We start from the raw sequence: 26,070 nt of genomic DNA, 5'->3' as shown, positions 1-26,070 counted from the left end.
TCTTCTGTCTTCGATATTCATCGTGCAAAAGCCTGCAAGCACGCCTGCCGGCCTAGGCTTGTCCGTCCAATCTGCGGGCGAGCGCCCGTGCGGCATCGATCTCCTCCTGGGACAGCGACGATGGCGCTTCCTGCGAGCGGCTAACAATCGGAATCGCCGGCTTCGCCGTTTTCCCGTAGCGGCTGCGCGTCCGCTGCGAAGCGGCCTTCCCGCCTGAACGGGCCGCGCCCGCCTCCTGCATCTGCGCCTGCTGGCGGATATACATTACCGCTTGCTCGTAGGTGCCGACCTGCTTCACCAGCATATTGGACACAATCGCCTCGACGAAGTTGCGGTTCAACCGCTGCTCGGCCCCCTGCGCGAGCATGGTCATCAAATAATGAATGAGTACGTTAATGACTTCATCCGGCAGCTTATAATTAATATCCATCTTGGTGAACATATCCAAAAATGAGTCCGGCACCGCCCCCGGGAAAAACCGCTCCAGCAGTTGGGTGTACGGCGTGTTGCGAAGCATCATGTTGTATTGGTGAATATCGCATTTGCCGCTGAATTGCGGCGGCACGTCGACATAGAACTCCATCTCGACCGCGACTTCCTCTTGGGGGGCCGCGGCTTCCTCCGCGAGATGGCCGATGCGCTGCTGCTCCCGCTCCTGCCATTCCCCGCGGCGCTTGTTCTGCCGGAAATGCAGATGCGCCCGGTGCTGCAGCTCATCGATGACGATGCGGCCGTCTTCCGCAAAAATGCCGTCTTCATCGAGAAGCCGGACCGTCTCCTGCAGCGTGAGCCCGAACTTGCGGACGACATAATTGATGACGCCGAGCCCTTCCCGGTCATAGCGCAGCCGTTCGACAAAGCTGCGGTTCACCGACTGCTTCGGGAAGCGGATAATAATGTCGGCATAGTTCAAGGCCGGCGCCTCCGCTTCCTCGGTGACCGCCGAAGGGCGGACGGACGCACGGCTCGGCGCCACTTCATCCAGCGCCTGCTCCAGCTCGACGTCAATCACCTGCGTATTCAGGCGGAACAGTTCATAGAACGGAATCGAAATATTTTCGCGCTCCGCCTCCTTCACCGTCGCATCGAACGGCTCGCCGGTACTGAATTGTTCCCTCAGATTGAGCACGGCGTACTTGCCGACGAAGTCGCGCAGCAGCAGGGTCAGATGCTGAGTCCGGAAAAATTCATGAGGCGACAGCGGAGGCTGAAGCTCGTACTCGTACATATACTCCTCCATGTCCGGAAGCAGCATCCGCGACGTTTGCAGCAATCCGACCGCCTCGAGCTTCGAGGTCTGTTCGACGAAGTAGGTCCGCCCCTTCTCGCTCGGCTCAAGACCGAGCAGCAGGAACAGGCGGCGCTGCGCATCTACGCCCGAATAGCCGACGCGGTCCGCAGGGGCATGCTGATACAATAAATGATATAACCCAATCGCGAATGCTCCGACCATCGGCTGATAGACGTGGGACAGCATCTTCCGATCCAATTCGCTGAGGCTGAATTCCCGGTAAGTCACATACCGATGGTGCTCTGTAAAATGATGCATGTTGGACATTCGCATGACACTCTCTCCTTTTCATCCGTGCACGTCACGTTCACCTATTGTAACATACTTGGAGACGAGCCGTCCGGGGAAAAATCCGGTGATCGGCTATGGCGAACGCCCCATGCACAAGTCCGGTCCGGCCGCCGAAGCAGCGGCAGCCGGTTCGGATGTCCCTTTCATCGCATCGCCCGGCGCAGCTCGATCAGTTCGGCATATCGCCGCTCCAGCCGCTCCTTCTCCGCCTCGTCAAGGCGAAGCGGCTGGGAGAGCCTGGACAGCAGCTCGGACCATTCCAATTCGACCTTCATCCGCTGCTCTTCCGTCCAGGCCGCTTCCTCCCGGGCAGGGCCATCGGGCTGTGAGTCTTGCGGCGGCGCCTTGTCAGCATGCAGCGCCTCGATCGGCAGCAGCTCCAGCGATTGATTGCTGAAGCGGAGGACATGCGTCGCCGTCCGTTCCAGCAGCATCCGGTCATGGGTCGCGAACAGAAGCGTCCCCGGATAGGCGGCCAGCACCCGCTCCAGTTCCTCCCGCGCCTCGATATCGAGGTAATTCGTCGGCTCATCCAGCAGCAGCACGTTGGCTTCGCTCAGGAACAGCTTGACAAGCTGCGTCTTGACCTTCTCTCCGCCGCTTAGCTGCCAGACCGGCTTCAGCGCCTCGTCCCGGCGCAGCCGCAGCCGGGCCAGCGCCGTGCGAATGGCGGTCTGGTCGTAGGCGCTCGACTTCTGCACGTTCGCCAAGGCGCTTTCCTCCAGGTCAAGCGAGTACAGCTTCTGATCGAAATAGGCGACACGCGCGTTCGGCGCGAACCGGATCACCGCGGAAGAAGCTCCCTCTTCCGGTCCCCCGTCCGGCGCTTCGCTCCTCTGCTTCAGCAGCCGCAGCAGCGTCGTCTTGCCCGATCCGTTCGGCCCGAGCAAGGCCACCTTCATCTGCGGACGGATGCGGAAGCTGCCCTCCGACACCAGTTCCCGCTCCCCGGCGCACAGCCGCAGTTCCTTCACCTCAATCGCGGTCTTGCTTCGGAGCGGCCGGTGGCACTCCGCATCGAAGGCGACAGGCGGAAGCTCGAACGGGCGCTCCACCTGCGGCAGCTTCTCGAGCCGCGTTTCCATCGCCTTGACCCGCTTATCCATTTTCCCTTGCTTGCGGTTGAAATGAGGCCGGGCAGAGCGAATCTCCTTGCTGGTCAATCCTTTGCGCGGCCGCGGGGTACCGACGCTCTGCGCATGGATCCTCGTCTGGACGATCATCTCTTGCAGCCGGTCCCGCTCCGCGATGTACTGGTCATACTCGCGCTGGCGCTCCGTGCGCAGCCGCTCCTTCTTTACGCGGTAATCGTCATAGCCCCCGGGGTAAATATGGAGGGTTCCGTTCTCCATCTCCCATATTTTCGTGCACACCCGGTTCAGGAGCGTACGGTCATGGGAGATGAGCAGCAGCGTGCCGGTCCGGGAGAAATCGAGCAGCCGCTCTTCCATCCGCTTCGTCTGCTCCATATCGAGATGGCTGGTCGGCTCGTCGAGCAGCAGCAGCTCGGCGCCGCCCTGCAGCGCCTGTTCCAGCCGCCGTCTCGTCCGCTCTCCGCCGCTAAGCGTCGCCTCGGCCGAGGCCTCTTCCCGGGTATCGTCGAGTTGGGGCACGAAGGCGCAGGACGCCATCCGCCGGACGCTGCCTTGCGCGGGCTCCAGCAGCCCGGCCAACATCCGGATCAGCGTCGTCTTGCCGGCGCCGTTCGCCCCGATCAATCCGATCCGTTCGCCGGAATAGACGCGCAGCGTCTCCGGAATCGTGAACAGGCGGCGGTCTCCGGCCTCGGCGGCCAGGCCGCTCGCCTCCAATATAAGCTTGCCGGCAGGGGACAATGGCCTTCCTTCCGAATGTCTAATTTGATTCATAAAAAAACCTCCCTGGATTCCAGAGAGGATAGATGATACGGCAACGCTCAAGGATGCCCGACGCCGGTCATGATGCCGGCAAACCGCAAAACGGCGCATGCCCAAAGGCAGCGTCCCTTCGCAAGCGGCCGAAGCCGCCTGCATGTCGCAGCGCCTGCGCCGCTGGACAGCCAGCCCGCCGCGCTGTCCCGCGCAGGGGCTTACTGGGCCGATGCGCGCAGCAGCAATGATATCCTTGAATTTCGGTCAAGACACAGCCGGTGACAATCCGCCAGCAGGCAGATCTATCCTCTCTGAACGTACATTTTGAAATCGATATGGTCAAAATGATTCGCTTCAGTTCGGATTAATTGCTCATCGGCGGTATACCTTGCCCTTTCCTTCGAATGTTGGCCCGCCCGTCTCGCTGCGGCAGACATATTATTATTTTATGCGATGCGGCCGCCTTCTGTCAAAAGTCCCCTCCACCCCGGCCCTTTCCCTGTCGAAGGACGATTATTTCAACGGGTCCAAATAAGCGCGATGCGGATTGGAGAAGCCGAATTGATTAAAGCGGTCCCAATTGATCGACCACGTCATCAAGCCGCGCAGCTCGGGATAACCGGACGGATTTCGCAGTGTATAGCTTCCCCCGAACGAGCGGCCTTTGATGAGATAATCAAGCGCCTTATGCACTTCTGCGGGGGGCGTATAGCCATTGCCCGCCTGGCTGGCGGCCGGCAGGCCGATGACGACCTGGTCCGGGCGCAGCCCCGGGAAGACTCGGTTCGGATCTTTGGCGAGCGGGAAGCCCGTCACCAGCATGTCGGCCATCGCCACATGGAAATCGGCGCTGCCCATCGAATAGAACCGATCGTCGAGACCGGTCACCGGTCCGGAATTGTAATGCTGCACCTGTACCCAAGCGATGATGTCGCGCAAGGCGTGAATGACGGGCAGATACGCCCCGGCGCGCCGATCGCCGCCCCATTGCCCGGCGCCGTAATTCGTATACCCGACCTGGACGAAAAAGGTCTCCGGCGCCATCGTCAGCAGGAACTCCGATCCGAAATGATCATGAATGGTTCGCAGCGCCTCGATCAGATGGACAACCGCCGGTGTCGTCGGGCGATCGAGATCCGTGTCCCCCTGGTTCAAATACAGCGATTGCCCTTCGAAATCAATGTCCAATCCGTCGAAGCCGTACTTCTCGATAATCGAGATCACCGATTGCACGAACCGGTCGCGGGCGGCGGGAGTCGTCAATTCGACGTGGCCGTTCTGGCCGCCGATCGAGAGGGTCACTTTTTTGCCCAGACTCTGCAAGTAAGCAACGTCTTCCTTGAAGTCGGCATCGGCATATTGGTAAGGCGTGAATTCGATCTTGCCGCTGTTGTCCGCCGGTTCGGCAAATGCGACATGGATGCCATCGAAATTGTCCGAAACCTCCCGCAGCGGAAGGAAGCCCGCTCCGTTCACGAAGTTATGCCAGTAGCCGACCAATACTTTGCCGGGCAACGGAGCCGGTCCGCCGGCAGCGGGGGTCTTGACGCTCAAGTCGGCGCTGGGCGGGGATACATTGCCGGCCGCATCCTTCGCCTTTACCGTGAAGGAATACGTCGTCTCCGGCGCCAATCCAATCACGCTCGCGCTTGTGCGGCTCGTCGTCGCGGCCAATGTCCGATCCCGGTACACCTCGTATCCGGTCACCCCGATATTGTCCGACGCCGGGCTCCAGGCGAGCGACACGCTGGTCGCCGTCTTGCCGATCAGCCGCAGATCGGCGGGAGCGCCGGGAGGTTCGTTATCCTCCGGGGCTTCTCCCTCGCTGACGTAGCTCCACAGCGCCGGGACGTTAGGCGGCTCCCAGCCCGCCAACGACGTATGCGGCTGCCGGCAGCGGTATATCTTCCCTTGATGCGAGACGAGATCGTCGGCGGCGTAGCTTACCCCCGGAGCCCATGCGGCTGCCGCGGCAAGGGCTCCGCCAGCAGCCGAAGACGCTTCGGCAACGGCTGACGGCGGTGCATCGGCTGACAGCGCTTCGGCTGGCGGCGCCGAGAGGATGCGGACCGCCTCTTCCGGGCCAGCGGCGATGCCGGAGGCGCTGCTTAATCCGTTGAAGGCCGACCGGACCTGATTGGCAAAGGCGTAGCCGCTCGTCGCGTCCCAATTGACCGACCAGGTCATCACGCCGCGGAAGTTCGGATAGCCCCCGGTTTGCTGCAGCTTATACGCACCGCCGTAGGAGGTCCCCTTCACGATATAGCGGAGCGCCTTCGCGATATCCGCCCCCGAGGTGTAGCCGCCCGACGGCGCGGCGCTAGGCACGGCCGGCAGTCCAATCGCGACCTGATCTTCCCGCAGCGGCTGGAACAGATTGTTCGGGTTGCGCCCGATCGGGAAGCCCCGCAGCAGCATTTCCGCCATGGCTACCTGGAAGTCGGCCGTCCCCTGCGTATAGACGCGGCCGTCCAGCGCCTCGTTGCCGCCGGCGTTATAATGCTGGACATGAATGAAATCCAGCTTGTCGCGCAGCCCGTGAATGACGGGCAGATAAGCGCCCCATGGACCGGCGTAGGCGACGATGCCGCCCTGGACGTAGGCGATCTCCGGCGCCATCGTCAGCATGAAGTCCGGGCCTACGCGATCGCTGAGCTGCCGGACCGCGGCAATGAGGTTGACGATTTTCGGCGTCGTCGGATGGCGGTAATCGGTATCACCCGCGCCCAGCGAGACGGAGCCGCCCTCCAAATCGATGTCCAGTCCGTCAAAGCCATAGGTTCGGATGATGTTTTCCAATGAGTTCACGAAATTTTGGACGTCCTGGTTGCTGTGAAGCTCAACCGAGCCATTCTGCCCGCCGATGGAGATCAGCACCTTCTTCCCCTGGCTGTGCAAATAAGCGACATCCGCACGGAATTCCTCCACCGTGGCGTTGTACGGCGTGAAGCTCAAGGTCGAGCGGTCTCCTCCGGCCGTCTCGGCGAAGGCGACATGAATGACGTCATACTGCGGCGATACGTCGCGCAGCTTCAGAGCGGTCGATCCGTTGTCGAAGTTATGCCAGTAGCCGATCAGCAGCTTGCCGGGAATCGGATTCGGGCCCGGCCCGGCCCGGCCGGCGCGGTCGTGACGGTCACGGCCGCGCTCGGATCGGATGCATTGCCCGCCGCATCCTTCGCCTTCACGGTGAACGAATACGTCGTGTCCGGCGTCAGCCCCTTCACGGTATGGGACGTGAGCGCGGTTGTTCCCGCGAGCGCTCCGTTCCGGTACACCTCGTAGCCGGTGACGCCGACATTATCGCTTGCTGCGTTCCAGCTCAGCGAGACGGACGTGGCCGTGAAGCCCGTGGCGGCCAGATTCGCCGGCGCTGCCGGCGGCTCGGTATCCGGCTCTGGCTCCGGGTCCGGTCCGGTGCCTGCATGCGGCGTCCACAGCGCCGACGCGTTCGGCGGCTCCCATCCGTTCAGCGAAGTGTGCGGCTGGATGCATTTGTAGTCGGCGCCGCCGTAGGTGACGACATCGCCGGCCCGGTAAGCGGTATTCGGCGCCCAGGCCGGGGCCGCAAATACGCTTGCGGGGAAGACGGAACAGAGCAAGGCGATCACGAAGAGACTAACCAGTGCTTTGCGGTTCGCTGCCCTCATTTCATTAGATTCCTCCTTTTTCTTATCAACATGAATTAAGCCTCCGGGAAGGCCACTCTCTCTACCTTCGCCGCATCACCTCCGACTTCGTTCCCTCCTGGCCGCTGCAGCTTCAGTTCCCGCCGAGCAAAATATTCCCAGGAGCTCTATACATTCCAATAAAACACCCTGGCAGGCTGGCTACAAGGATAAATATCTACACACAGGGATACTATTCTATATTCGGGGTAATGGCGCTGGAGAGGAACGATTATTGGGGGAGAAAAACGTTGATGAAATAACTTTAAAAAGATAACAACATGAAAGAATTCGGCATTAGAAATTACTGCATGAGAGATAACTGCTTGAAAGGTTGCCGCTTTAGAGATAACCGTCCTGGAGTTTACTTCAATTGAAATAAGGCGCTTTGGAGTTGGCTGCATTTTAGATTTAGGAGGTAACGGTTTTGAGGATTACAGCTCTGGAGACAGCTAGTTTGGAGATAACCGCTCTGAAGTTTACAGCTTTGGGGACAGCTAGTTTAGAGATAACTGCTCTGAAGTTTACAGCTTTGGGGGACAGCTAGTTTGGAGATAGCCGCTCTGAAGATTGCAGCTTTGGGGGACAGCTAGTTTGGAGATAACCGTTCTGAAGATGGCAGCTTCGAGATAGCTACTTTAAGAGAGAATCCGTACGCTTAGAGAAACGTTCCTGCTTCTTTCGGCGGATTGCGCTTGTTGTTTAGCTGCCTCCCGCGCTGGGAGGGGAAGCTTTCTGTTATTGCGGTACTATGAAAATGCTGCAAATATGCAGGATTCTGATCGAGGCGGATGTTCGAAGCAGAAAATCCTGCAAAGCTGCAGCACTTTTGCAGGAATTTCGTGAAATTTCCCTCTAAACTCCAAAATTCCTGCGCTTTTGCAGGATTGTTAGGATTCGTGACTCATCCGACGGTATCCGTGGCGCTTTGGCAGGATTTCTGCCATTTTAGCCTCAGCCGCCCCCCACGCTTCGGGCCGGAATGGCGTGCTCTGCGCGCTTGGGCGATCCAAAAAGGCGCGGAACCCCGTTCCACGCCCAGCACAGCTTATCAAAACATTTTGTATCCGCTCTTGCGAAGCACGTCGATCGTCTTGCCGCTGACGAAGGCTCCGGCCAGTCCCGCCAATGCCGTCAAATAATCGACAAGGCCGTAGCTTCCGATGTTGCCGATAAAGGACAGCTCGCTCTTCCACAGCATCCAAATGGTCGCCGGCAGCACAATAACGATATAAAATCCGATTGGGAACCAGGTCGTCTTCATCAGCATGTTCAAAATAAACCCGATGCCGAACATCATGACGAAGAACAGCATCATCAAAATGATGACCATTATCCATCCCATCATGTCTTATCATCATCCCCCTGTAACGTATCTCCCCATGGATACTCCGACGGCCTGCCGCATATCCAAAATTCACTAATTTGCCTTGATTAGTATTAGTGTACTGGCACAGAAGCCAAAAATCAACGAACATTCAGTGACATTTATCACCTCCAAGTTGCCCCTGGGCCGGCAGATAAGCTACAATGGCCTTGTGCATGTTCGATGATGAAGACATCTTCATATAATAAAGCATTGGAGGTTCACGACATGAATGAAGCCGCATTAACATTGGAAGGCTGGTATGCGCTCCATGATTTTCGCTTAATCGACTGGACGAAGTGGAACAAGGCGGATGACGAAGAGCGGGCGCATGCGCTGGATGAGCTGCAATCGCTCTGGTCCGATTGGACCCAGGCCGAAGAAGAGAAGCGGGGAAGCACCGCCGTATACAGCATCGTCGGGCAGAAGGCCGATCTCGTCCAATTCCATCTGCGCGAGACCTTGGAAGAATTGAACGCGATGGAGCATGCCTTCAACAAAACCTCCTTCGCACAATATACGATTCCGACGTATTCGTACGTGAGTATTGTCGAGCTCAGCAACTATATGGCTAAGCCGGGGGCGACCGGGAATCCGATGGATAATCCGGAGGTGGCGGCCCGCCTGAAGCCGACGCTGCCGAAGAGCAAGCATATCTGCTTCTATCCGATGAACAAGAAGCGCGATCTCTCCGACAACTGGTACATGCTGTCGATGGACGATCGCCGCGCCATGATGCGAAGCCACGGCATGATCGGCCGCAGCTATGCCGGCAAGGTGAAGCAGATCATTACCGGCTCCGTCGGCCTGGACGACTGGGAATGGGGCGTCACGCTGTTCAGCGACGACGCGCTCCAATTCAAGAAGCTGGTCTACGAGATGCGCTTCGATGAAGTGAGCGCCCGCTTCGGCGAGTTCGGCTCCTTCTACGTCGGCAATCTGCTTACGCCGGAGAAGCTGAACGAGATGCTGAAAGTGTAGCGTGATATGGCCGGGAACGAAAACGCAGACCGGGAAGCCGCAGGGGCTTCCCGGTTTTTTTGCGGTTTCCATGAGCCGCTCAGTTGGCGGATGCCAGCACGGCGGCCGGAATATAGGCGTCGCCGGCCATTAATCTGCGGGCGGTTCGGCCGCATGCCGCCCGCGTGACAAGCCAATCCGAAGAAGCGGTCCGGGCGACGGCGGCTTCCGCATACATCGTGCCTGACGGGTGGCCGATGCGTACGGCCGAACCGGAGGAGGCCGCCAACCGGTTAGGGATCGTCCCCGGGATTTGGCAGGCGGCCGCAAGCGCCAGCGCTCCGCCGACGGCATGCGCCTTATGAAGGCCTCCCATCGAAATATAGCGCGATAAAATATCGATGTCTGCCGCCCGGATCATCTCATGGGCCGACGTCACGTAATCGGCCGGCTCCGCGACGATGACGATCTTGGGGAGGGAGTGAGTTCCCGGCCCGACCGGTTCGTCCGGCCGGATCAGCCCGGCGAGTCTGCCGCCCGCGACGCGAATCTGCTCCAGCGTGTCCAGCAGCGCCGCATTGCCGTTGATGGCCGCCCGAAGCTCCGTGCCCGCAAGCCCGACATCCCGCGCGTCGACAAAGACAATCGTGTTGACGCAGTCGACGATACTAATCTCTATCCGGCGCCCGCCGCTCACCTGCACCGTATCGACGGCATTCCCGGTCGGCAGCGTTTTGCGCGTAAACGTGCCGCCCGCATCGGGGAAATTCAGCATAATCTTGGACGATTCGCCCGGAACGCCGGCGATCGAAAACTGCCCTTCATATTGGATGGCCCCGTTCTCCACCGGAATTTCGGCAATAATCATTTTATCGATATTGGTATTGTATATCTTCACTTCCGTGATCGGTTCGGTCAAGGCGACGTAACCTTCTTCCGCGGCATACAGCCCGACCGCCGCCGTCAGATTGCCGCAAGTGACTTTATAATCGATGATGTTCTTGTCAAGGCTGACTTGGCCGAAGGTGTAATCGATATGCGCCTCCGGAATGGATGGGGGACCGACCAGAGCCAGCTTGCTGGTCAGGCTGCTCCCCCCTCCCAGTCCGTCGATCTGATTGCTGTCCGGACTGCCGAACATGCGCAAAATGATCTGATCCCGCAGCCCGCGATCTGACGGAAGATCGCATGTCCGCAATATGAGCCCTTTGCTTGTCCCTCCCCGCATCAGTACCGCCGGTATGCCGACCACTTGTCCGAAGCCATACATTACCCCTCACTCCTTGTCTGTCGCTGCAGTCGATTCATTGACTTTTTAATTTCAGTGTATTACTGTATTTACAATAAATGAAATATCGAACTTTTATTGTTTTCGATAATTTTTTTCGATACCTGAAGCGAGGGGATAGGATGGAGGATAAAGATTGGATCATTTTAGAGACGCTGCACCATAAGCAAAATATTACCAAGGCCGCGGAGAAGCTCTATATTTCTCAGCCGGCGCTAACGTACCGGATACAGCAGCTCGAAAAGGAATTCGGCGTCAAAATCGTCAACCGGGGAAGAAGAGGCATTCAATTTACGCCTCAGGGAGAGCATCTCGTCAAATACGCCAAAGACATGCGCCTGCAGCTTCGCCAGACGAAAGAATTTCTGCGCAATATGGATAATAAGGTCACGGGAATCCTTCGCTTGGGCGTAGCCAGCAATATTGCGACTTATATTCTCCCCTCAATTCTGAAGCAATTTCTGGAGCAGTACCCGGACGTGGAAGTGAGGGTCATGACGGACTGGAGCTCGAATCTCGTTCATTCCGTCTACAGCCAGCATGTCCATATCGGCATGATTCGGGGCGATTATGACTGGCCGGACGGAAAGCATTTAATGATGGAGGAGAACATTTGCATCGTCTCCAAGCACGAAATTCATCTTCAGGACCTGCCCAGCCTCCCGCGAATCAATTATAAAACGGAGCCTTCCCTCCAAAATACGATCGACCTCTGGTGGAAGGAGCGGTATTCGCTGCCTCCGAACATCGCAATGGAGGTGGACAAGATGGAGACCGGCAAAGAAATGGTGTTGAACGGGCTCGGATATGCCATATTGCCGACCATCGTGCTCGGCGGTCAGGAGGATTTATACAAAATTCATTTGACCTCAAAGCACGGCGAGCCATGGAAGCGGAAATCGTGGATGATTTACCGGAAGGAGTCGCTTAACTTGACGCTTATTAAGGAATTCGTGGATTTTATGAAAAACAGAGACTTGGAAACGCCAAAAAGAAGATAGAGCGAAACCTTCCCGGCCTCTCCCTATCTTCTCTTCGCTTCCTGCTCAATCGTTTTTCGCGATCGCCGTGACCGCCCGGGCCCGCTCGAACGGACTGCTCTCCTCCTCGCCGTTCTCGATTTCATCCAGGCTGCGCCCGTTGGTGGCGGGACCGAAGCTCAACGCAAGCGCCGAACCGATCCAGCATAGCGAGATGAAGGCGAATACGCTGAAGCTTCCGAACTCGAGCAGCAGCAAGCTAATCAGCATCGGCCCGAGCACATTGGAGAATCGCCCCAACCCGTACGTGAGTCCATAGCCCGACCCGCGAATCGATGTCGGATACATTTCAGATGTATACGTGTATAAATTAGAGGAATAGGTTCGCTCGATCAGGTTCACGAGAAAGCCGAACGCGATCAGGAACAGCGGATTGACGGTCAAGCCGTAAAAGAATACGGAAATCGCGATAAAGAGCGATGATGCGACCAAATTCCACTTCCGTTCATAGCGATCGGAGATCATCGCGCCCAGCAAAGCTCCAAGCGGGGCCCCGATCGTAATCAATGTGCTGTAGAGCAGCGATTTATCGAGCATAATCCCGTTCTGAACGAGCAGCGTCGGAACCCAGGAGCCGAATCCGTAGAAACCGAGCGTCTGGAAAATCCAGGCCATCGCAAGAATGAGCGTCCGGCTGCGGTATTTTCCCTTGAACAATTCGCGGTAGCCGTTGGCTGCCCCAGGAGCTTGCGGCCGGCAGGCAGGCGCGGGAACCGGAGGAAGCTCTCCTTTCTCGCGTCGCACCTCCTCTTCCACCTGCCGGACGATCGCCTCCGCTTTTGCCGTGTCTCCCCGGGCGGCATGCCAGCGCGGAATCTCATGAAGCCGGCGCAGAAACCAGACGCCGACGATACCCATCCCGCCCCAGATGAAGACGAATTTCCAGCCGAAGGGTCCCAACCCGATAAGCAGGGTTGACACCCAGCCGGTAACCGGTATGCCCAGCAACCCGACGACGAGTGCGATACCCTGAAATTTGCCCCGGGAAGCCGAAGGGAAAAACTCGCTTATATACGTGCTCGAATTGATCAGGGCCGCGGCCACTCCCATCCCGGTCAAGAAGCGAAAGATTCCCAGGATGACCGGGTTCCAGGCCACAGCCGTCAGCATAGAGAAGACGGAAAAAAATAAGGTCATCATCATAATGGCCCGCTTTCTTCCGCATCGATCCGCGAACCATCCGCCAAATACCGAACCGATGAACATCCCGAGAAAAGAGCTGGATGTAATCCAGCCAATCTCGGTGACCGACATCCCCCACTCCTTTTTCAATACCGGGGCAACGAAAGAAAACGTATTCAAATCCGCATATTCAAAAAAATAAATGATGGCCAGCGTCACTAACGTCTTGCGATGAATCGAGCTGACAGGCAGCCGATCCAGACGGCCCGCCAAGCTATTGGCACCGCTTTCATTTGATGTGATACGCAAACCGCTTCCACCTCCGAATTGGATTTCCGCCTCATGGAACAGATAAGGATGAGCTCATGGGCATCAGCTGATTGGTTACACTATAGCACGGACCATTGACATCAAAAAAATAGTTGTTTTGTATCAGTATCAATCAAAAATATTTATGTCTGGTCAAAAAAAACGCCGCCGCATCGAGCTGCGGCGACGGTGTGCCCATCTTGAATCAATCTTCTTCTTCATCCTGCAAAGAAGCCAAATATTCCGCCGTCATGCGATCCCGCATGCGGCCTTTTTCCTTCAAGCGTTCGATCGCCGGTTGAATGAGCAGATCGACTTCTTTTTGAACCGTATAGGCCAGATCGTGGCGGTTCTGCTGTTCCAGATACGACCCAACCTCCATCAAGGCGTTGTAGCGATCCAATTCGGGACGGGTCAGCAGCCCGCGCACCTGCACGCTGCAATGACGCATGGCTTAGAAGAACTTCCCTTTGCGAAGCGCCAAAGAAATGCCGCCGATGATGAACAGCCAGCGAATGTCGATCACCTTTTTCAGCTGCGCCGCCCAGAAGCCTTTCAGCTTCTTCGAGCCGACGACGCCGATCGCTTCGCCTTTGCCCAGGGATGCGACCGTCCCTTTATTATGGAACTCGAATTTCTTAAGCGGTTGATTGCGAATGGAAGCGACGATATTGCTTGAGCATACCGGGCCTTGCTGCATCGCCATTTGCGCTGTCGGCGGGTATGGACGATCGTTGGCCGGATTAATAAGCAAGGAGTTGTCACCGATAATAAAGATGTTGTCATGGCCAGGCGCCCGCAAATATTCATCGACTTTCACACGTCCGCGCATCGCTTCGAAGCCGGCTTGCTCGATAAGACGGTTGCCGCGGATACCCCCGGTCCATACGACGGTCGACGCCTTGATCTCTTCGCCGGTCGCGAGCACGACGCCTTCCGGCGTGCATTCCTTGATGGCGGTCGCAAGCTTGAAGGTGACGCCCTTCTTCTTCAGCACGTCCATCGCATATTCGACCAGCTCCGGATCGAAGCCCGGGAGCGCTGTCGGCGCCGCTTCAATATTATAAATATTGACGAGCTGCGGATCGACATCGAACTGCTTGCACAGCTGCGGAACGCGATCGGACAATTCGCCTACGAACTCGATGCCGGTGAAGCCCGCTCCGCCGACGATGAAGTTCAGGCGCTCCTTCTTGCTCTCGTCCTGCTTGAACAGAGCGAATTGATGCTCAATATGCTCGCGGATAACGCGGACCGAGTTGATGCTGCGAATGCTGAACGCATACTCGCCCAGACCCGGAATGCCAAATGTCTCCGGCTCGCCGCCCAGGCCGATGACCAAGTAATCAAAGGACAGCGTTCCGTCTTCCAAAATGACCTTCTTGTCTTGCACGCGGATTTCTTTGACGGTCGATTTGACAAAATCGATCTTGAACTCGTCGATCAGCTTCGAAATCGATACGCGCGCATTTTCATAGGAGTCTGTACCGGCAGCAGGCATATGCAAATGAGTCGTGAAGTAATGGTAGTCATGTTTGTTGACCAGCGTTACATCCGCTTCATTGTAATTCAGTTCTTTTTGCAGCCGCTGAGCTGCCATGATGCCACCGTAACCCGCGCCTAAAATGACGATTTTAGGTATGTTGCTCATCGTAATTTGCTCCTTCCAGTCGGGTAAATCAACTTGAGCCGACTCTATGGACCCGCAGGAAAAGAATCGGCTGTGCTTCGACGCCCATTTATAATAAGTCGTTGTGGAAATGTGAAAATCCCCACAAAAAAAAACAAACCAGTGCCTGCGCAATGTTGTAAAAAAGAAGCGCCGCTATGAATTGCATCATCGACAATTTATCGAACTTTGTATACAATCCACATGCAATGATATCGAGTTTCCAGCTAAAATACAAGCATCATTTTTACCGAATTCAAAATGTAAGCGCTTTACATGTTTGTTTTTTTAAACTGTAAATTTATGGGCCGATATTTTGGTCTTCTTCCTTCTTTCCTATATTGTACCACATTTTATTTGTGAAAACCGCTGCCATGACTTGAAACATTTTCAAATGCATTGTTTCCTTCTCTCCGCACTAGGTTTATAATGGATAATGTGCCGGATTGCACAATGACCATGATCACGTGGTCTGACATCGTCATTTTGGAGGTGCTCTGCCTTGGATTCACAGCCAGCTTCACAACAAGATATTGTAGATATTCTTATTATTGGTGGCGGTCCTGCCGGAATGTTCGCCGCCTTCTACGGCGGCATGCGTCAAGCATCCGTGCGGCTGCTTGAGAGCATGCCTCAATTAGGAGGACAACTGGCGGCCCTGTACCCGGAGAAATACATTTACGACGTAGCCGGATTCCCGAAGGTTACGGCCCAGGAACTGGTCAATCAGCTCAAGCAGCAGATGGATCATTTCCACCCTGATGTGCGTTTGGAAGAGAAGGTGCTTAAGGTCGAGAAGCTCGATGAGCGCCTCTTCGCGGTTACGACCGATAAGCAGGTTCATCACGCCAAGGCCGTGATCATCACCGCGGGCGTGGGCGCCTTCGAACCGCGCCGGCTCGAACTGCCGGAAGCCGCGCAGTACGAGAAGTCGAATCTGCACTATTTCGTCAGCGATCTGCAGCAGTTCAAAGGCCAGCGCGTCCTGATCAGCGGCGGCGGCGATTCCGCGGTAGACTGGGCCTTGATGCTGGAGCCGATCGCGGAGCAGGTGACGTTGATTCACCGCCGCGACAAATTCCGCGCCCATGAGCACAGCGTCGAGCAATTGATGAACTCGAAGGTGCAGGTGCTGACGCCGAAGGAGATTACCGCCCTCCACGGAGACGCGGGACGAGTGGAACGGGTGACCATCGCAGATACGAAGAGCAAGGGCTCGATGGATATCGATGTCGATGCGGTCATCGTTAACTTTGGATTCGTATCCTCGTTGGGGCCGATTGCCGAATGGGGATTGAACATTGAAGGCGGATCGATTGTCGTCGACACCCGGATGGAGACCAACATTCCGGGCATATTTGCGGCAGGCGATATTACGACATATCCCGGCAAGCTAAAACTGATTGCGGTCGGATTCGGCGAAGCGCCGACAGCGGTGAACAACGCGAAGGTGTATATCGATCCGACGGCCAAGCTGTCCCCGGGCCACAGCAGCAACATGAAGATGTAAGCGGCCCGCCTGGCGGCGCAGAATGGCGCAGATCGCGCAATATTAACGGCTTGTCATGAGAAAAGGAAAGAAAGGGTATCCTACTCCTAATCTGTATCTAACGGAGGAGGATACCCTTGTTTCATGTTTGTCCACTATGCAACGGCATAACCAGTCACATGCTTTTTCCATGTCCGAACTGTTTGAACCCAGCCGTCGACAGCGGCAAACTGGAAGATTATTATGGACCTTACTCTCCTTATTTCCAAGCGGAGGACGACCATGAGACGCTCCCGATCCATATCAAGGATCGTTCTAGCAGACGGCTGTGCGTGCATATCTTATATTGTGAGCACTGTAATACGTCCTCAACCGTCAATGGCCTGTCTTGGGAGTAAGGATCACGAATAACCGGCTATTCTATCTGCGCACCGGTTTGTGGAAGAGGGTCGGATGCAGGCGGCGTTTCTGAATTTCGGCAAGCAGCAGCGCGATGAAGTCATCATCTAGTCCCAGCTTGATTGCCTGCTCATAGGAATCCATAAGCAATTCATCGGAGAGCAAAGCCATCCTAATCACAACCTTTCCTAAAAGTTTCCTTAATGCCCCATCATCATATCATGGTTGTTTTCTCAGGAACAAGCGTTCCGTTATCCACAGCCAATTGTGGAAGATTTGTGTTTAACTTGTTGATAACCGTCGAAAAAGGACTTGAATCACTGGGGATGATGTGGATAGCTTTATTCACATCTATTTTTGTTGAATTTTGGATAAAAATCTTTAATCATAATCCTGTTCATCCCAAATGAAATCTATCACTCTTTTAGGCAAACGCGGAAGCCCGCCCGCATCGCGAATGATCGCTATTGCGGGCGCGTATTCACTTCAAAGATCCAGATATGTCCGGATTTGTCGATCCCGTAATCATAGCCGAGCTGGCTAATGCCAGGATATTTCCCCTCCAATATGCGGGTGCACAGCCGCGAAAGGTGCAGCATCTCTCTTCTTTTCGCTCTGACCAGCCGGCCGGACAAGGAGCGGCGAATCCCTTCCGCCCCGCCGAGCTGCGTCCCGCCCCGGCACAGATTCGTCACGAAGAGGCCGTGCCGCGCCAATCTGCCGACAACGCCCCGGCAAATCCATCTCCCCCTCGTTTTCACGAATTTGACCCGGTAATCGATCGGCCGTCCGCCAATCGTGGCGAGCCGGATGCCGCGCTGAATAATATAGCTGCGCTTCTTCTTCACCGTGGAGAGCGAGCGGACCATCGCATCGAACTCGGTAAAGGAGCGCGTCTTTTCCATATAGGTGTACGCATAATTGCCGCCTTCCGCGGTGACTTTGATGACGCCGGTTCCGCCGCCTCCCACGATCGGCTTGATGACGACAAATCCGTACTGGTTCAGCATTTGATGCAAATTGGAAGTGTTGTATATCCGCGTTGCCGGGATATGATCCGCAACCTGCGAATTTCCAAGCAAGGCTTCCGTCTTCAGCCATTTGCTGGCTAACTGTCGTCCTTCCATGCGTCTATCCCCTTTCGTCTACGAGCTTCTAGTTTATACATACTCAATGACGCCCGCTGATTCTTGGATGATTGTCACGGCACGCGCCTTATTTTGGGGACATGCCTTCCCCGCTTCCGCCTCACAATTCCGGAGCGCTGCAATTCGACATATTTCACCGTCCTCGTCGTCTTGTCATTGTATAGGCGGGATGGTATCGTATGGATAAGGTTGAAGAGGGATTGCAATATTGAAGATGGGAGCGACTTTCCATGACGACGGCCGCCGTATTTGAAGTGCTGTATTGGATTGCCATTGTCGGCATGTCCGTGGTGCTGGTTCTGGCCAATGCCGGAATATTGGCACTCGGCTTTCAATTTTGGAAAAAGCAACATCGTTTGCTTGGGGTAGGATGCTGGCTATTTTCCTTATTTTGCTTTTATTTGATTGCGATAATGATCGACAAAACGTTTCTGTAGCGAACAACGAGATCCTTGGAAGCCGCCATCCGCGGTTCCAAGGATTCGCTATAGGGAGAGCCGTCGTTTCCGGTTTATGTGAAAATTATTACATTCAAGGTAGGTGCATACGGATGCGCATTCGAGTGCTTGTCGCGGACGACGATCCGCATATTCGGACCCTGCTGCGCTTGATTCTCGAACGGGAGCAATATGAGGTGATCGAGGCGGCTGACGGCACGGCTGCTTCTCTTCTGTTGGAAAAAGAAACGGTTCATATCGCCGTTGTCGATGTGATGATGCCCGGCGTGGACGGCTGGACGCTCTGCGCCGATATCCGCCGGCATTATGATATTCCCGTCATTCTGCTCACGGCCCGCGGCGAGCTGGAGGATAAGGCTGCAGGCTATGAAGCCGGCACCGACGATTATCTGGTCAAGCCGTTCGAGCCGAAGGAGCTTCTGTTCCGGATGAAGGCGCTCCTGCGGCGCTATCAGCTCGTCTCGGCCTCAACGATTCGCTTCCACGACACGATCATCGACAGGGCAAGCTATATCGTGACGACCGGCGGGCAGGAATGGACCTTGCCCCGCAAGGAGTTCGAGCTGCTGACGCAGTTGGCCGCCCATCCCGGAAGATTGTTCACCCGCGACCAGCTTCTCGATCAGATCTGGGGCGCCGACTTCACCGGCGACAGCCGAACGATCGATGTCCATATTAAGCGTCTCCGGGAGCGGCTGCATGAGGCGACGGACGACTTCCGCATCGTCACCATCCGGGGACTCGGCTACAAGCTGGAGGTTCGCGGCGCATGAGATCATTATATGCGACGATTGTGACCAGTTCCGTCGTCATCGTGCTGCTCAGCTTTGCGGTCGGCCTCCTCACGGCCAATCTGGCATACGGCCATACCCTCAATCTGCATTATGAGGAGAAGATGCAGGATATCGGGCGCTCCATCGCCTTTTTCGCCGCGGAATCGTCCCCGGACAAGCTCGCATCCTATATGGAGCATCTCTCCGGGATGGGGTACCAGCTCTATTTGTTCGATGAGGACGGGCAAGCCGCCGCGTTCGGCCGCGCCTTCAAGGAGGCGACTTTGCCGGAGGGAGCGGTGCGGCGCGTGCTTGAAGGCGAAGTTTACAAAGGCCTGCTGGAGAACAAGCAGCGGTGGCTCATCCCGAACATTTTCGAGAACAAGCTGGAGTTCAGTTATGGACTCCCGCTGGAGGCGCAGGACGGCCGGTACGCGCTGTTCATCCGCCCGGATATGGTGCAGCAGACGGAGGAAATCCGCCTGCTGCTGGCCGTGCTGCTGGCCGTCACCTTCGGCTTCAGCCTCGTGCTTATCGCCATCAAGTCCCGGTATATCGTTCGTCCGGTCAACCGGCTGGCGAAGGCAACCACCGAGCTGGAGCGCGGACAATATGAGGTGCGGCTTGACGTCCACCGCCAGGACGAGATCGGGGAGCTGGCCCGCCGCTTCACGCGCATGGCCCAATCCATCGAGCAGGCCGACACGATGCGGAAGCAGTTCGTCGCCAACGTCTCCCATGAGATCCAGTCCCCGCTTACATCGATTCACGGGCTCGCCGCCCAATTGCTTGAGCACCCGCTCCCCCCGGAAGAGGAGCGCAAATATCTCCATATTATCGCGGTGGAGAGCGAACGTTTGTCCGGGCTAAGCCGGCAGCTGCTGACGCTCGCGTCGCTCGACCGCGGCCAGGAGGCGCTCAAGCGGGTGCGGTTCCGGCTCGATGAGCAGCTGCGGGAACTGTTGATTACGCTGGAGCCTCAATGGTCGGAGAAGAAGCTGAAGCTCCATCTCGAACTCGAGAAGACGGAAATGTCCGGCGATGCCGGCTTGCTTCATCAAGTGTGGATGAACCTGCTCGCCAATGCGATCAAGTTTACAGATACGGGCGGAAGCCTTTATGTACAATGTGGAATAAATGGGAATGGCAGTGCCGAGGTGGTTATTCGCGATACCGGCAGGGGAATCCCGGCGGAGGATCTTCCCTATATTTTCGACCGCTTCTATAAATCAAGCTCTCCGGAACGAGGCTCGCAAAGCGGAACCGGCCTCGGACTCTCCATCGCCGAGCGCATTGTCCGCTTGCACGGCGGATCGATTCGCGCCGCGAGCGCTGTCGGAGAGGGGACGGCGTTCACCGTGCTGCTGCCGGCCAAGCCTTCCGGCGTTTCCGCTTAGCGCATGCCTGGCCCGTCCGTTCCCTTGAAGGAAGGCAGCAATCCATGCGGCGGGGCGGCTCCGATCCTCAGAATTTGTTACCTTCCGTTCATATTCCGTTCATATGAGGCAGGTATACTGTCTCGTAGAGACGAGAACATACAAACTGGGGAAAAAGCCTGAAGCCCTCCCGCCACAACGGCGCGGACGCAGAGGCGATGAGAGTTCCGGCAGCAGTTCCCCAAAATGATATGGAGAGAGGGAATCACCATGAAAAAGCTGTATGTGACATCATTTATTTATGCTGTGCTCGGGCTGGCAGCCGGTGTTTTTTTCAGAGAGTTCACGAAGCACAACGGGTTTACGGATTATACCATGCTGAAGCCGCTGCATACCCATCTGCTCGTGCTCGGCTTTCTCTTCTTCCTCGTGCTCCTCATCCTGGCGCGCCAGTTCCGCGTCCACGAGGTCCGCTCATTCACGGCGTGGTTCTATGTATATAATGCGGGCATGCTGATTACAATCGGCACGATGACGGCACGCGGCATCCTGCAGGTGCTTGGCAGGGACATGAACGGCCTGAACCATATGGCCGGACTCGGGCATGCGATTGTAGGGGCCGCCATCATCTGGCTTATGGTCCTGCTCGGCAAGACGATCAAGGAGCCGGCGTAGCCATAGCGCCGTCCTTCCGCCAGCTCGCCGCCCCGGCGGGAAGAACCTCCAGCCTTCTTCACGGGGGGCTGGAGGTTTTTTGCTTCATCTGAACAAAAAACCTCGCGAGCGCGCTGCCCCCTCGGGAGGCGACGTGGATATGCACAGGCGCCAAATAAAGTAGAAGTTTAAAAACCGCTATGTTATCATATTAATAGAAAAGGAGCCGTGCGGTAACACGACTCCAGTGCAATAGCCGCTTCAAAGGCGGTGGCTGCGGAAACTTTACAGAAATAGACCGTTAACCTTTTCCGGAGGGCGGTCTATTTCTTTGTGTGCAGGTATAGAAGCAGCGTTATTACGAACATCAATAACGCGAATATCCATATTCCAAACTGGAACATAACGAATAGCGCTTCATATACGCTCACAAGCATCGCCTCCCTCCCGGGAGACTAGCCGACCGCCCATCAAGCCATTCTATTGCATGGAAATTATATCCTATTTTTCCCACCTACCTAGTCTTACTCGGAAGAGAGAAGACGGCTAAAATGGCGGGGGCGGGGAATGCAGGACAGCGTTAGGGCAAACTGGTCTGCGCTTGCAGCGAGCTGGTCCCGCATGAAAATGCTGCACAGGCGCAGCTTTTTTAGCCTCAAGAGGCGAAATTCCGAGAAAATCCTGAAAAACTGCAGCATTTCGCCACTTTGAACGCTCTCTACGCCTTGCCGTTGAGGAATTGCTGTATTTTTGCAGCAGTCCTATTTTTCGCAACCTCGTGTCAATAGAATTGCTGCATTCTTGCAGGATTGGTAGAGCAAGATGATCAGAGGTGCGAGAAATGTTGCAGCTTTTGTGGAGCCAAGGAGCTAGAGTGGTGGGTGATACTGCAGCTTAGGCGGAGTGAATGACCCGGAGCTGCAGACGTTCTGCCCGGGAACGGCGGAAGAATATATGGAGATGTATTGGCGAACCGAGCCTATCAGACCTTGAACGGCGTCTTGGAGCGGCTGCGCATCGGCGCGCCGGGCGGATCATCGCCATTGGCTCGCTGCGGTTGAATGATGAATTTTTTGGGTTCTCCGCAGCACCGTCTTTGCCGGACTTCATTCCGCTTCATTTCTATCCGCATGACTATATCGAGAAGGTGCTTCACGCCGAACTGGCCGCTCCGCTACGGCTCCCGTTGCATCCGTACCACCGAATTTTGGTGGGGTTCATGCGGATCTCTCCGAATCCGGATGATTTGCGGGACATGGAAAACCGGCCGCCCATCTCCTAATTTGTAAATATGGATAAAAATGAAAAGTACGCCCGCGGTTGCAGTATTTCGCGGGAGTTTGTCTTCAATCTCAAGCCCCGTGTTATTCAACGGGCCCTTTTTCATATGACTTGCGATCGGTTACGCCAAGATACGATTTCAATCCATCCTGGAGAATTCGCGAGAAATTAACATTCGCCTCTTCCGCGGCGTCGTTAAGCCATTTCGGAATGGTTAACGTTTTCTTCACAGCCTTCTCCGCCATATAGTCACGGAATGGCGGCATCCATACGTCGATGAGAACGGCGGATTGATTACTCTCGAGACTAAGATTGATTGCGCGAGTAGGTTCCGGAATTACCTCGCCGTCCTTTTCCATGCCGTATAGATGTAACGCGAGACATTCCTTTGCCATGTTTAATGCTTCTTCGTCAGTATCTCCGTAAGTCAATGTTCCGGGTAAATCTGGGAATTCAACCGAGATGCCGTCGTCCGCATAGTCGAAGATCGCCGGAAAGATATATCGGTCTTTCATTTACAAGCCTCCTTATATATCTAATATAATACGTATTATAACACGTGTGAATAGGAGTTTCGTTACGGAAAAAATTATCGGTACGTACCGGAAAAAACTGCGTAACAAAGAAACGGCCCCGCCAGCAACGGCAGGGCTTTTCGCGTCATGGTCGTTTCTTATGAGCGTATTCACTGGCGAGTAGCTATCGTGGCTTTTGCGCATGTCGCTCGTATCCATCTGGATGTATCTCCGCATGGTTCGTATGTCCTTCCATCCGCCCATCTTTTGAAGTGTGAACGGGTCGCAGCCGTTAAATATCATGTTCCGCGCCCACGTATGGCGGTAAACGTGCGCTGTCATCATTTTACCAATGATCCCGGCTTTTTCACCGTAAAACTTCAACCGCTATCCGTTCTCCCGGCAATGTAAGATAAAGTTTGGAAGTCGATGTCTGCCGCTCGTAGACTCAATAATTCGGAGACACGCAATCCGCAGTCAAGCATCAGTACGATTGCGACATAGTCCCGAAAGCCGACATACTCGCGCTGATTTATCTGCGCAAGAATTGCCTTTATTTCTTCATCGCTTAGACAGTTTGTCAAATCGACGTCCTGCCGTAGTGTCCTAACGCCCGTAATCGGGTTCTCCCCAATGAGGTTGTCGCGCTCTAATTGGTTAAATATCGCTTTGAGCACGCGAAGGCGAATGTTGATCGTCGTGTCCGATAAGCCAACGCCGTGATCGCGGTGGCCGTTGTATTTATGGCCTGCGTAACGCTTGGCGTCATATTTCATCCAATTAAGATGATCGCGGAAAATAGACGGGGATAATTCGTGTACGTACTCGATATCCGGATGGTGCTCCTTCAACCACTTTAGGAAGTAACCGTAATCCTTCGCGTAATCTTTCAACGTCCGATCACGAAGCCCCTCGGCGCGTTTGGCACTGACGACCATATCCAATGCCTGATCGAGTGTAAGCTCGGGATATGTCACCTCATCGATAACAATTCGCTTTTTCCGCTTTTTCAAAGACAAAATAAAAACCTCCCTAATGGTATAATTTTCAACATTAACCATTAAAGAGGCCGGAATTAACAATCCTAAGTCGCGTAAATTAGGGTTGTTATTGTTCATCATCGGGATTGATAACACGCAATTTTCGCATGTTATTAACAGTACCGAACATGCTTTCGCATGGCTCCCGTAAATGCTGACGAAAAGATATCAACGTCACAAAAACAGCTTAACGGCGCCAACTTAATCGTCGCACTTCTGCGCCTTGCCTTCCGCCAGAGCGGTACGGAAGCTCGCGCCGCAGCCGCAGGTGGCGATGGCGTTCGGGTTGTCGATCGTGAAGCCGCCGGACATTCCCGACTCCTTGTAGTCAATAACGAGTCCGTTCAAGAAAGGGATGCTCTCTTTGTCGACGACGACCTTCACCTGGCCGAACGTCATATGCACGTCATCGGCGCTCTCCTGATCGTCCAGCCCCATGCCGTAAGAGAAGCCGCTGCAGCCGCCGGCATGCACGCCGATGCGCAGGAACAAAGCCGGATTCTCCTCCTGGGCTATCATTTCCTCTATTTTCTCAACCGCCTGATCGCTGATTGTAATCATTCTAATCCCTCCTTGTAGTATTAAGTATACCCATCGCGCCGCATCGTTACAAGAGAACGATTCCCCGTTCCCGCTATCCCGCATCATGTATTGCCCCTTCTGGAAGGCAAGAGTATAATGAAGGTGACTACGGAAGCTGTGATATGTTTCACTGAAAGCTCCGACGGAATTTACATTTCGCCGAGGAGTTTTTATTTTGTTCGGAAATGGATCGCGCCGGCCCTCCGGCTGGCGCAAGACTGCTCTGCCGGGCAAGGCGGCTCTATGCGCACGCCTGGCGGCAACCGGCCTCTCGGATCCGGTGCGACGCTCCCGCATTCGCGTAAGTGCCGAAAGGGATGCCCGCTGCCGGATGCCGGTGACGGACAGGAGCAGATGAATGAGAAGGAGGCCTGTGCATGACAACGGTCATCGCCCGTCATGCGGATACCCGCATGGCCGAAATAGTGGACAAGGTCGAGCGTGGGGAACGCTTGACGCTGGAAGACGGTGTATATTTGTATGAGACGGATGACTTGTTGACCTTGGGTCAATTAGCGAATCTCGCCAATTTGCGCAAGAACGGGAAGAAAGTATACTTCATCGAGAACATGTCTCTCTACTTTACCAACGTCTGCGAAGCGCACTGCGCCTTCTGCAATTTCCGCAAGGATCAGGGAGAAGAAGGTGCGTACACGCTGTCGGGGCAGGAAATGATCGATTATGTCGACCAGCACATTCATCCGGGTGTACGGGAATTCCACATCGTCGGCGGCCATAACCCGCATGTGCCGTTCCAATACTATGTCGATTCCTTGCGCGTGCTGAAGGAGAAATATCCGCAAGTGACGCTCAAAGCGTATACGGCTGCCGAAATCGACTTCTTCACCCGCATCAGCGGCTTGAGCATCGAAGAAGTGCTGCGCCAGCTGATGGACGCCGGTCTGGAGTCGCTGACGGGGGGCGGCGCGGAGATTCTGTCGGATGAATACCGCAAAAAGATGCGCGTGGAGAAGGCCGGTGTCGACCGGTATTTGGAGGTGCACCGCACAGCCCATCAATTAGGCATGAAGACGCACACCACGATGCTCTACGGCGCGATCGAATCCCATGAGGATCGGGTGCGCCACATGATGAAGATTCGCGAATTGCAGGACGAGACGAACGGATTCCAGGTATTCATTCCGCTCTCGATGCAGCCGAAGAGTCCGAAAGCGAGCATCAAGCGGCGCAACTCCGCATACGAGGACTTGAAGACGATCGCGATCAGCCGTCTCATGCTGGACAATGTTCAGCATATCAAGGCGTACTTCATCAACATCGGCACGCAGCTCACCCAGGTCGCGCTCACCTTCGGCGCCTCCGACGTGCACGGCACGCTCGTCAAGGAGCGGATCAGCCATGCCGCAGGCGCGCTGACGCCGGAAGGACTGACGCGCGACGAGCTGATCTGGCTCGTGAAGGGCGCAGGCCGAATTCCGGTAGAGCGAGACACCTTCTACAATGAAGTGAAGGTTTACGAATAGCCTGGGATCGCAGGCCA

Annotated in this window: 26 protein-coding genes; 10 read left to right on the top strand and 16 right to left on the bottom strand. The window is 55.6% G+C overall.

Features of this window, described 5'->3' with window-relative positions; all coding sequences use genetic code 11:
- Window positions 1–52 precede the first annotated feature (52 nt).
- Both ABD76_RS27360 and abc-f read right to left on the bottom strand, forming a co-directional pair.
- Entirely contained in the window at window positions 53–1,564 is a 1,512-nt protein-coding gene (locus ABD76_RS27360) for a replication initiation and membrane attachment family protein (protein ID WP_197260056.1), read from the bottom strand.
- A 161-nt stretch (window positions 1,565–1,725) separates the two neighbouring features.
- Window positions 1,726–3,450 carry a ribosomal protection-like ABC-F family protein gene (abc-f, locus tag ABD76_RS27355; RefSeq protein WP_197260055.1) on the bottom strand — a complete coding sequence of 575 codons (1,725 nt, stop codon included), beginning with the start codon at window positions 3,448–3,450 and terminating at the stop codon, window positions 1,726–1,728.
- Between the two features lie 69 nt (window positions 3,451–3,519).
- Between abc-f and ABD76_RS27350 the strand changes: the two genes are divergently transcribed.
- Entirely contained in the window at window positions 3,520–3,714 is a 195-nt protein-coding gene (locus tag ABD76_RS27350) for a hypothetical protein (protein WP_197260054.1), read from the top strand.
- Window positions 3,715–3,945: 231 nt separating this feature from the next.
- Here the strand turns inward: ABD76_RS27350 and ABD76_RS31125 are convergent, their stop codons facing one another.
- The 3 genes from ABD76_RS31125 to ABD76_RS27330 all read right to left on the bottom strand — a co-directional run bounded on the left by ABD76_RS31125 (window position 3,946) and on the right by ABD76_RS27330 (window position 8,445).
- Window positions 3,946–6,462 (bottom strand): chitinase, encoded by a 2,517-nt coding sequence (locus tag ABD76_RS31125; RefSeq protein ID WP_420901979.1) that lies wholly within the window; start codon window positions 6,460–6,462, stop codon window positions 3,946–3,948.
- A 44-nt stretch (window positions 6,463–6,506) separates the two neighbouring features.
- Window positions 6,507–7,082, bottom strand: coding sequence for a carbohydrate-binding protein (locus tag ABD76_RS31120; RefSeq protein WP_197260053.1), 576 nt, complete (start codon window positions 7,080–7,082; stop codon window positions 6,507–6,509).
- 1,069 nt (window positions 7,083–8,151) lie between these two features.
- Window positions 8,152–8,445 carry a YuiB family protein gene (locus ABD76_RS27330; RefSeq protein ID WP_197260076.1) on the bottom strand — a complete coding sequence of 98 codons (294 nt, stop codon included), beginning with the start codon at window positions 8,443–8,445 and terminating at the stop codon, window positions 8,152–8,154.
- Between the two features lie 249 nt (window positions 8,446–8,694).
- Between ABD76_RS27330 and hemQ the strand changes: the two genes are divergently transcribed.
- The gene (gene hemQ / locus ABD76_RS27325) at window positions 8,695–9,447 is read left to right on the top strand and encodes a hydrogen peroxide-dependent heme synthase (protein ID WP_197260052.1); all 753 of its coding nucleotides are present in this window, start codon (window positions 8,695–8,697) and stop codon (window positions 9,445–9,447) included.
- Between the two features lie 79 nt (window positions 9,448–9,526).
- Here hemQ and ABD76_RS27320 read toward each other — a convergent pair whose 3' ends face one another.
- Entirely contained in the window at window positions 9,527–10,696 is a 1,170-nt protein-coding gene (locus ABD76_RS27320) for a 2-methylaconitate cis-trans isomerase PrpF family protein (protein WP_197260051.1), read from the bottom strand.
- Window positions 10,697–10,836: 140 nt separating this feature from the next.
- Between ABD76_RS27320 and ABD76_RS27315 the strand changes: the two genes are divergently transcribed.
- A complete protein-coding gene (locus ABD76_RS27315; protein ID WP_197260050.1) occupies window positions 10,837–11,715 on the top strand; it encodes a LysR family transcriptional regulator in 879 nt (292 codons plus the stop codon).
- A 45-nt stretch (window positions 11,716–11,760) separates the two neighbouring features.
- On the opposite strand, the gene ABD76_RS27310 is transcribed toward ABD76_RS27315, so the two are convergent.
- The 3 genes from ABD76_RS27310 to ABD76_RS27300 all read right to left on the bottom strand — a co-directional run bounded on the left by ABD76_RS27310 (window position 11,761) and on the right by ABD76_RS27300 (window position 14,836).
- On the bottom strand, window positions 11,761–13,185 hold the full coding sequence (locus ABD76_RS27310; protein WP_197260049.1) for an MFS transporter: 1,425 nt from the start codon (window positions 13,183–13,185) through the stop codon (window positions 11,761–11,763).
- 205 nt (window positions 13,186–13,390) lie between these two features.
- Window positions 13,391–13,636 carry a hypothetical protein gene (locus ABD76_RS27305; protein ID WP_197260048.1) on the bottom strand — a complete coding sequence of 82 codons (246 nt, stop codon included), beginning with the start codon at window positions 13,634–13,636 and terminating at the stop codon, window positions 13,391–13,393.
- Window positions 13,637–13,639: 3 nt separating this feature from the next.
- Entirely contained in the window at window positions 13,640–14,836 is a 1,197-nt protein-coding gene (locus ABD76_RS27300; RefSeq protein ID WP_197260047.1) for an NAD(P)/FAD-dependent oxidoreductase, read from the bottom strand.
- Between the two features lie 520 nt (window positions 14,837–15,356).
- On the opposite strand from ABD76_RS27300, the gene ABD76_RS27295 reads away from it, so the two are divergent.
- Entirely contained in the window at window positions 15,357–16,364 is a 1,008-nt protein-coding gene (locus ABD76_RS27295) for an NAD(P)/FAD-dependent oxidoreductase (protein WP_168179786.1), read from the top strand.
- Window positions 16,365–16,763: 399 nt separating this feature from the next.
- Here the strand turns inward: ABD76_RS27295 and sda are convergent, their stop codons facing one another.
- Together sda and ABD76_RS27285 are read right to left on the bottom strand one after the other, a co-directional pair.
- Window positions 16,764–16,913, bottom strand: a complete 150-nt coding sequence (gene sda, locus ABD76_RS27290; RefSeq protein WP_006676062.1) for a sporulation histidine kinase inhibitor Sda — start codon at window positions 16,911–16,913, stop codon at window positions 16,764–16,766.
- Between the two features lie 293 nt (window positions 16,914–17,206).
- Window positions 17,207–17,869: a YheC/YheD family protein gene (locus tag ABD76_RS27285; RefSeq protein WP_197260046.1), complete on the bottom strand. Its 663-nt coding sequence runs from the start codon at window positions 17,867–17,869 to the stop codon at window positions 17,207–17,209.
- A gap of 251 nt (window positions 17,870–18,120) precedes the next feature.
- Here ABD76_RS27285 and ABD76_RS27280 point away from each other — a divergent pair, with 251 nt between their 5' ends.
- From ABD76_RS27280 to ABD76_RS27265, 4 genes are all read left to right on the top strand, one after another.
- Window positions 18,121–18,327, top strand: a complete 207-nt coding sequence (locus tag ABD76_RS27280) for a hypothetical protein (RefSeq protein ID WP_197260045.1) — start codon at window positions 18,121–18,123, stop codon at window positions 18,325–18,327.
- A gap of 113 nt (window positions 18,328–18,440) precedes the next feature.
- On the top strand, window positions 18,441–19,121 hold the full coding sequence (locus ABD76_RS27275; protein ID WP_197260044.1) for a response regulator transcription factor: 681 nt from the start codon (window positions 18,441–18,443) through the stop codon (window positions 19,119–19,121).
- Window positions 19,118–20,518 (top strand): sensor histidine kinase, encoded by a 1,401-nt coding sequence (locus ABD76_RS27270; RefSeq protein WP_197260043.1) that lies wholly within the window; start codon window positions 19,118–19,120, stop codon window positions 20,516–20,518. Before ABD76_RS27275 ends, ABD76_RS27270 begins: the two co-directional genes overlap by 4 nt.
- A 249-nt stretch (window positions 20,519–20,767) precedes the next feature.
- Window positions 20,768–21,172, top strand: a complete 405-nt coding sequence (locus tag ABD76_RS27265) for a DUF2871 domain-containing protein (protein WP_197260042.1) — start codon at window positions 20,768–20,770, stop codon at window positions 21,170–21,172.
- 302 nt (window positions 21,173–21,474) lie between these two features.
- On the opposite strand, the gene ABD76_RS31115 is transcribed toward ABD76_RS27265, so the two are convergent.
- Window positions 21,475–21,588 (bottom strand): putative holin-like toxin, encoded by a 114-nt coding sequence (locus ABD76_RS31115; RefSeq protein ID WP_197260041.1) that lies wholly within the window; start codon window positions 21,586–21,588, stop codon window positions 21,475–21,477.
- A 470-nt stretch (window positions 21,589–22,058) separates the two neighbouring features.
- Between ABD76_RS31115 and ABD76_RS27255 the strand changes: the two genes are divergently transcribed.
- Window positions 22,059–22,433, top strand: a complete 375-nt coding sequence (locus ABD76_RS27255; RefSeq protein ID WP_197260040.1) for a hypothetical protein — start codon at window positions 22,059–22,061, stop codon at window positions 22,431–22,433.
- 82 nt (window positions 22,434–22,515) lie between these two features.
- Here ABD76_RS27255 and ABD76_RS27250 read toward each other — a convergent pair whose 3' ends face one another.
- From ABD76_RS27250 to ABD76_RS27240, 4 genes are all read right to left on the bottom strand, one after another.
- The gene (locus ABD76_RS27250) at window positions 22,516–22,947 is read right to left on the bottom strand and encodes a type II toxin-antitoxin system HicB family antitoxin (protein ID WP_197260039.1); all 432 of its coding nucleotides are present in this window, start codon (window positions 22,945–22,947) and stop codon (window positions 22,516–22,518) included.
- A gap of 12 nt (window positions 22,948–22,959) precedes the next feature.
- Window positions 22,960–23,289, bottom strand: coding sequence for a tyrosine-type recombinase/integrase (locus ABD76_RS30040; protein WP_242069842.1), 330 nt, complete (start codon window positions 23,287–23,289; stop codon window positions 22,960–22,962).
- Between the two features lie 38 nt (window positions 23,290–23,327).
- Entirely contained in the window at window positions 23,328–23,966 is a 639-nt protein-coding gene (locus ABD76_RS30035; protein ID WP_242069836.1) for a tyrosine-type recombinase/integrase, read from the bottom strand.
- Window positions 23,967–24,188: 222 nt separating this feature from the next.
- Entirely contained in the window at window positions 24,189–24,548 is a 360-nt protein-coding gene (locus ABD76_RS27240; RefSeq protein WP_168179793.1) for a HesB/IscA family protein, read from the bottom strand.
- Window positions 24,549–24,946: 398 nt separating this feature from the next.
- On the opposite strand from ABD76_RS27240, the gene mqnE reads away from it, so the two are divergent.
- Complete coding sequence (mqnE, locus tag ABD76_RS27235; protein ID WP_197260038.1) at window positions 24,947–26,053, top strand: aminofutalosine synthase MqnE; 1,107 nt, start codon at window positions 24,947–24,949, stop codon at window positions 26,051–26,053.
- The last annotated feature ends 17 nt before the right edge of the window (window positions 26,054–26,070 follow it).

It is taken from the genome of Paenibacillus dendritiformis (assembly GCF_015845845.1).
In the GTDB taxonomy this organism is placed as follows: Bacteria; Bacillota; Bacilli; order Paenibacillales; family Paenibacillaceae; genus Paenibacillus_B; species Paenibacillus_B dendritiformis_C.
The sequence above is the reverse complement of the archived record's forward strand: the minus strand, read 5'-3'. Positions and strand labels throughout refer to the sequence as shown.

What these genes read in the sequence shown, in the direction of transcription:
- ABD76_RS27250 (WP_197260039.1), bottom strand. Translation starts at nt 22,947, where the DNA reads ATGAAAGACCGATATATCTTTCCGGCGATCTTCGACTATGCGGACGAC.
- ABD76_RS31120 (WP_197260053.1), bottom strand. Translation starts at nt 7,082, where the DNA reads ATGAGGGCAGCGAACCGCAAAGCACTGGTTAGTCTCTTCGTGATCGCC.
- ABD76_RS27240 (WP_168179793.1), bottom strand. Translation starts at nt 24,548, where the DNA reads ATGATTACAATCAGCGATCAGGCGGTTGAGAAAATAGAGGAAATGATA.
- ABD76_RS27255 (WP_197260040.1), top strand. Translation starts at nt 22,059, where the DNA reads ATGACCCGGAGCTGCAGACGTTCTGCCCGGGAACGGCGGAAGAATATA.
- ABD76_RS27350 (WP_197260054.1), top strand. Translation starts at nt 3,520, where the DNA reads ATGATGCCGGCAAACCGCAAAACGGCGCATGCCCAAAGGCAGCGTCCC.
- ABD76_RS27265 (WP_197260042.1), top strand. Translation starts at nt 20,768, where the DNA reads ATGAAAAAGCTGTATGTGACATCATTTATTTATGCTGTGCTCGGGCTG.
- sda (WP_006676062.1), bottom strand. Translation starts at nt 16,913, where the DNA reads ATGGCTTTGCTCTCCGATGAATTGCTTATGGATTCCTATGAGCAGGCA.
- hemQ (WP_197260052.1), top strand. Translation starts at nt 8,695, where the DNA reads ATGAATGAAGCCGCATTAACATTGGAAGGCTGGTATGCGCTCCATGAT.
- ABD76_RS27280 (WP_197260045.1), top strand. Translation starts at nt 18,121, where the DNA reads ATGACGACGGCCGCCGTATTTGAAGTGCTGTATTGGATTGCCATTGTC.
- ABD76_RS27275 (WP_197260044.1), top strand. Translation starts at nt 18,441, where the DNA reads ATGCGCATTCGAGTGCTTGTCGCGGACGACGATCCGCATATTCGGACC.
- ABD76_RS27315 (WP_197260050.1), top strand. Translation starts at nt 10,837, where the DNA reads ATGGAGGATAAAGATTGGATCATTTTAGAGACGCTGCACCATAAGCAA.
- ABD76_RS27270 (WP_197260043.1), top strand. Translation starts at nt 19,118, where the DNA reads ATGAGATCATTATATGCGACGATTGTGACCAGTTCCGTCGTCATCGTG.
- mqnE (WP_197260038.1), top strand. Translation starts at nt 24,947, where the DNA reads ATGACAACGGTCATCGCCCGTCATGCGGATACCCGCATGGCCGAAATA.
- ABD76_RS27305 (WP_197260048.1), bottom strand. Translation starts at nt 13,636, where the DNA reads ATGCGTCATTGCAGCGTGCAGGTGCGCGGGCTGCTGACCCGTCCCGAA.
- ABD76_RS31115 (WP_197260041.1), bottom strand. Translation starts at nt 21,588, where the DNA reads ATGCTTGTGAGCGTATATGAAGCGCTATTCGTTATGTTCCAGTTTGGA.
- ABD76_RS27360 (WP_197260056.1), bottom strand. Translation starts at nt 1,564, where the DNA reads ATGCGAATGTCCAACATGCATCATTTTACAGAGCACCATCGGTATGTG.
- ABD76_RS30040 (WP_242069842.1), bottom strand. Translation starts at nt 23,289, where the DNA reads ATGACAGCGCACGTTTACCGCCATACGTGGGCGCGGAACATGATATTT.
- abc-f (WP_197260055.1), bottom strand. Translation starts at nt 3,450, where the DNA reads ATGAATCAAATTAGACATTCGGAAGGAAGGCCATTGTCCCCTGCCGGC.
- ABD76_RS27300 (WP_197260047.1), bottom strand. Translation starts at nt 14,836, where the DNA reads ATGAGCAACATACCTAAAATCGTCATTTTAGGCGCGGGTTACGGTGGC.
- ABD76_RS27320 (WP_197260051.1), bottom strand. Translation starts at nt 10,696, where the DNA reads ATGTATGGCTTCGGACAAGTGGTCGGCATACCGGCGGTACTGATGCGG.
- ABD76_RS27285 (WP_197260046.1), bottom strand. Translation starts at nt 17,869, where the DNA reads ATGGAAGGACGACAGTTAGCCAGCAAATGGCTGAAGACGGAAGCCTTG.
- ABD76_RS27330 (WP_197260076.1), bottom strand. Translation starts at nt 8,445, where the DNA reads ATGGGATGGATAATGGTCATCATTTTGATGATGCTGTTCTTCGTCATG.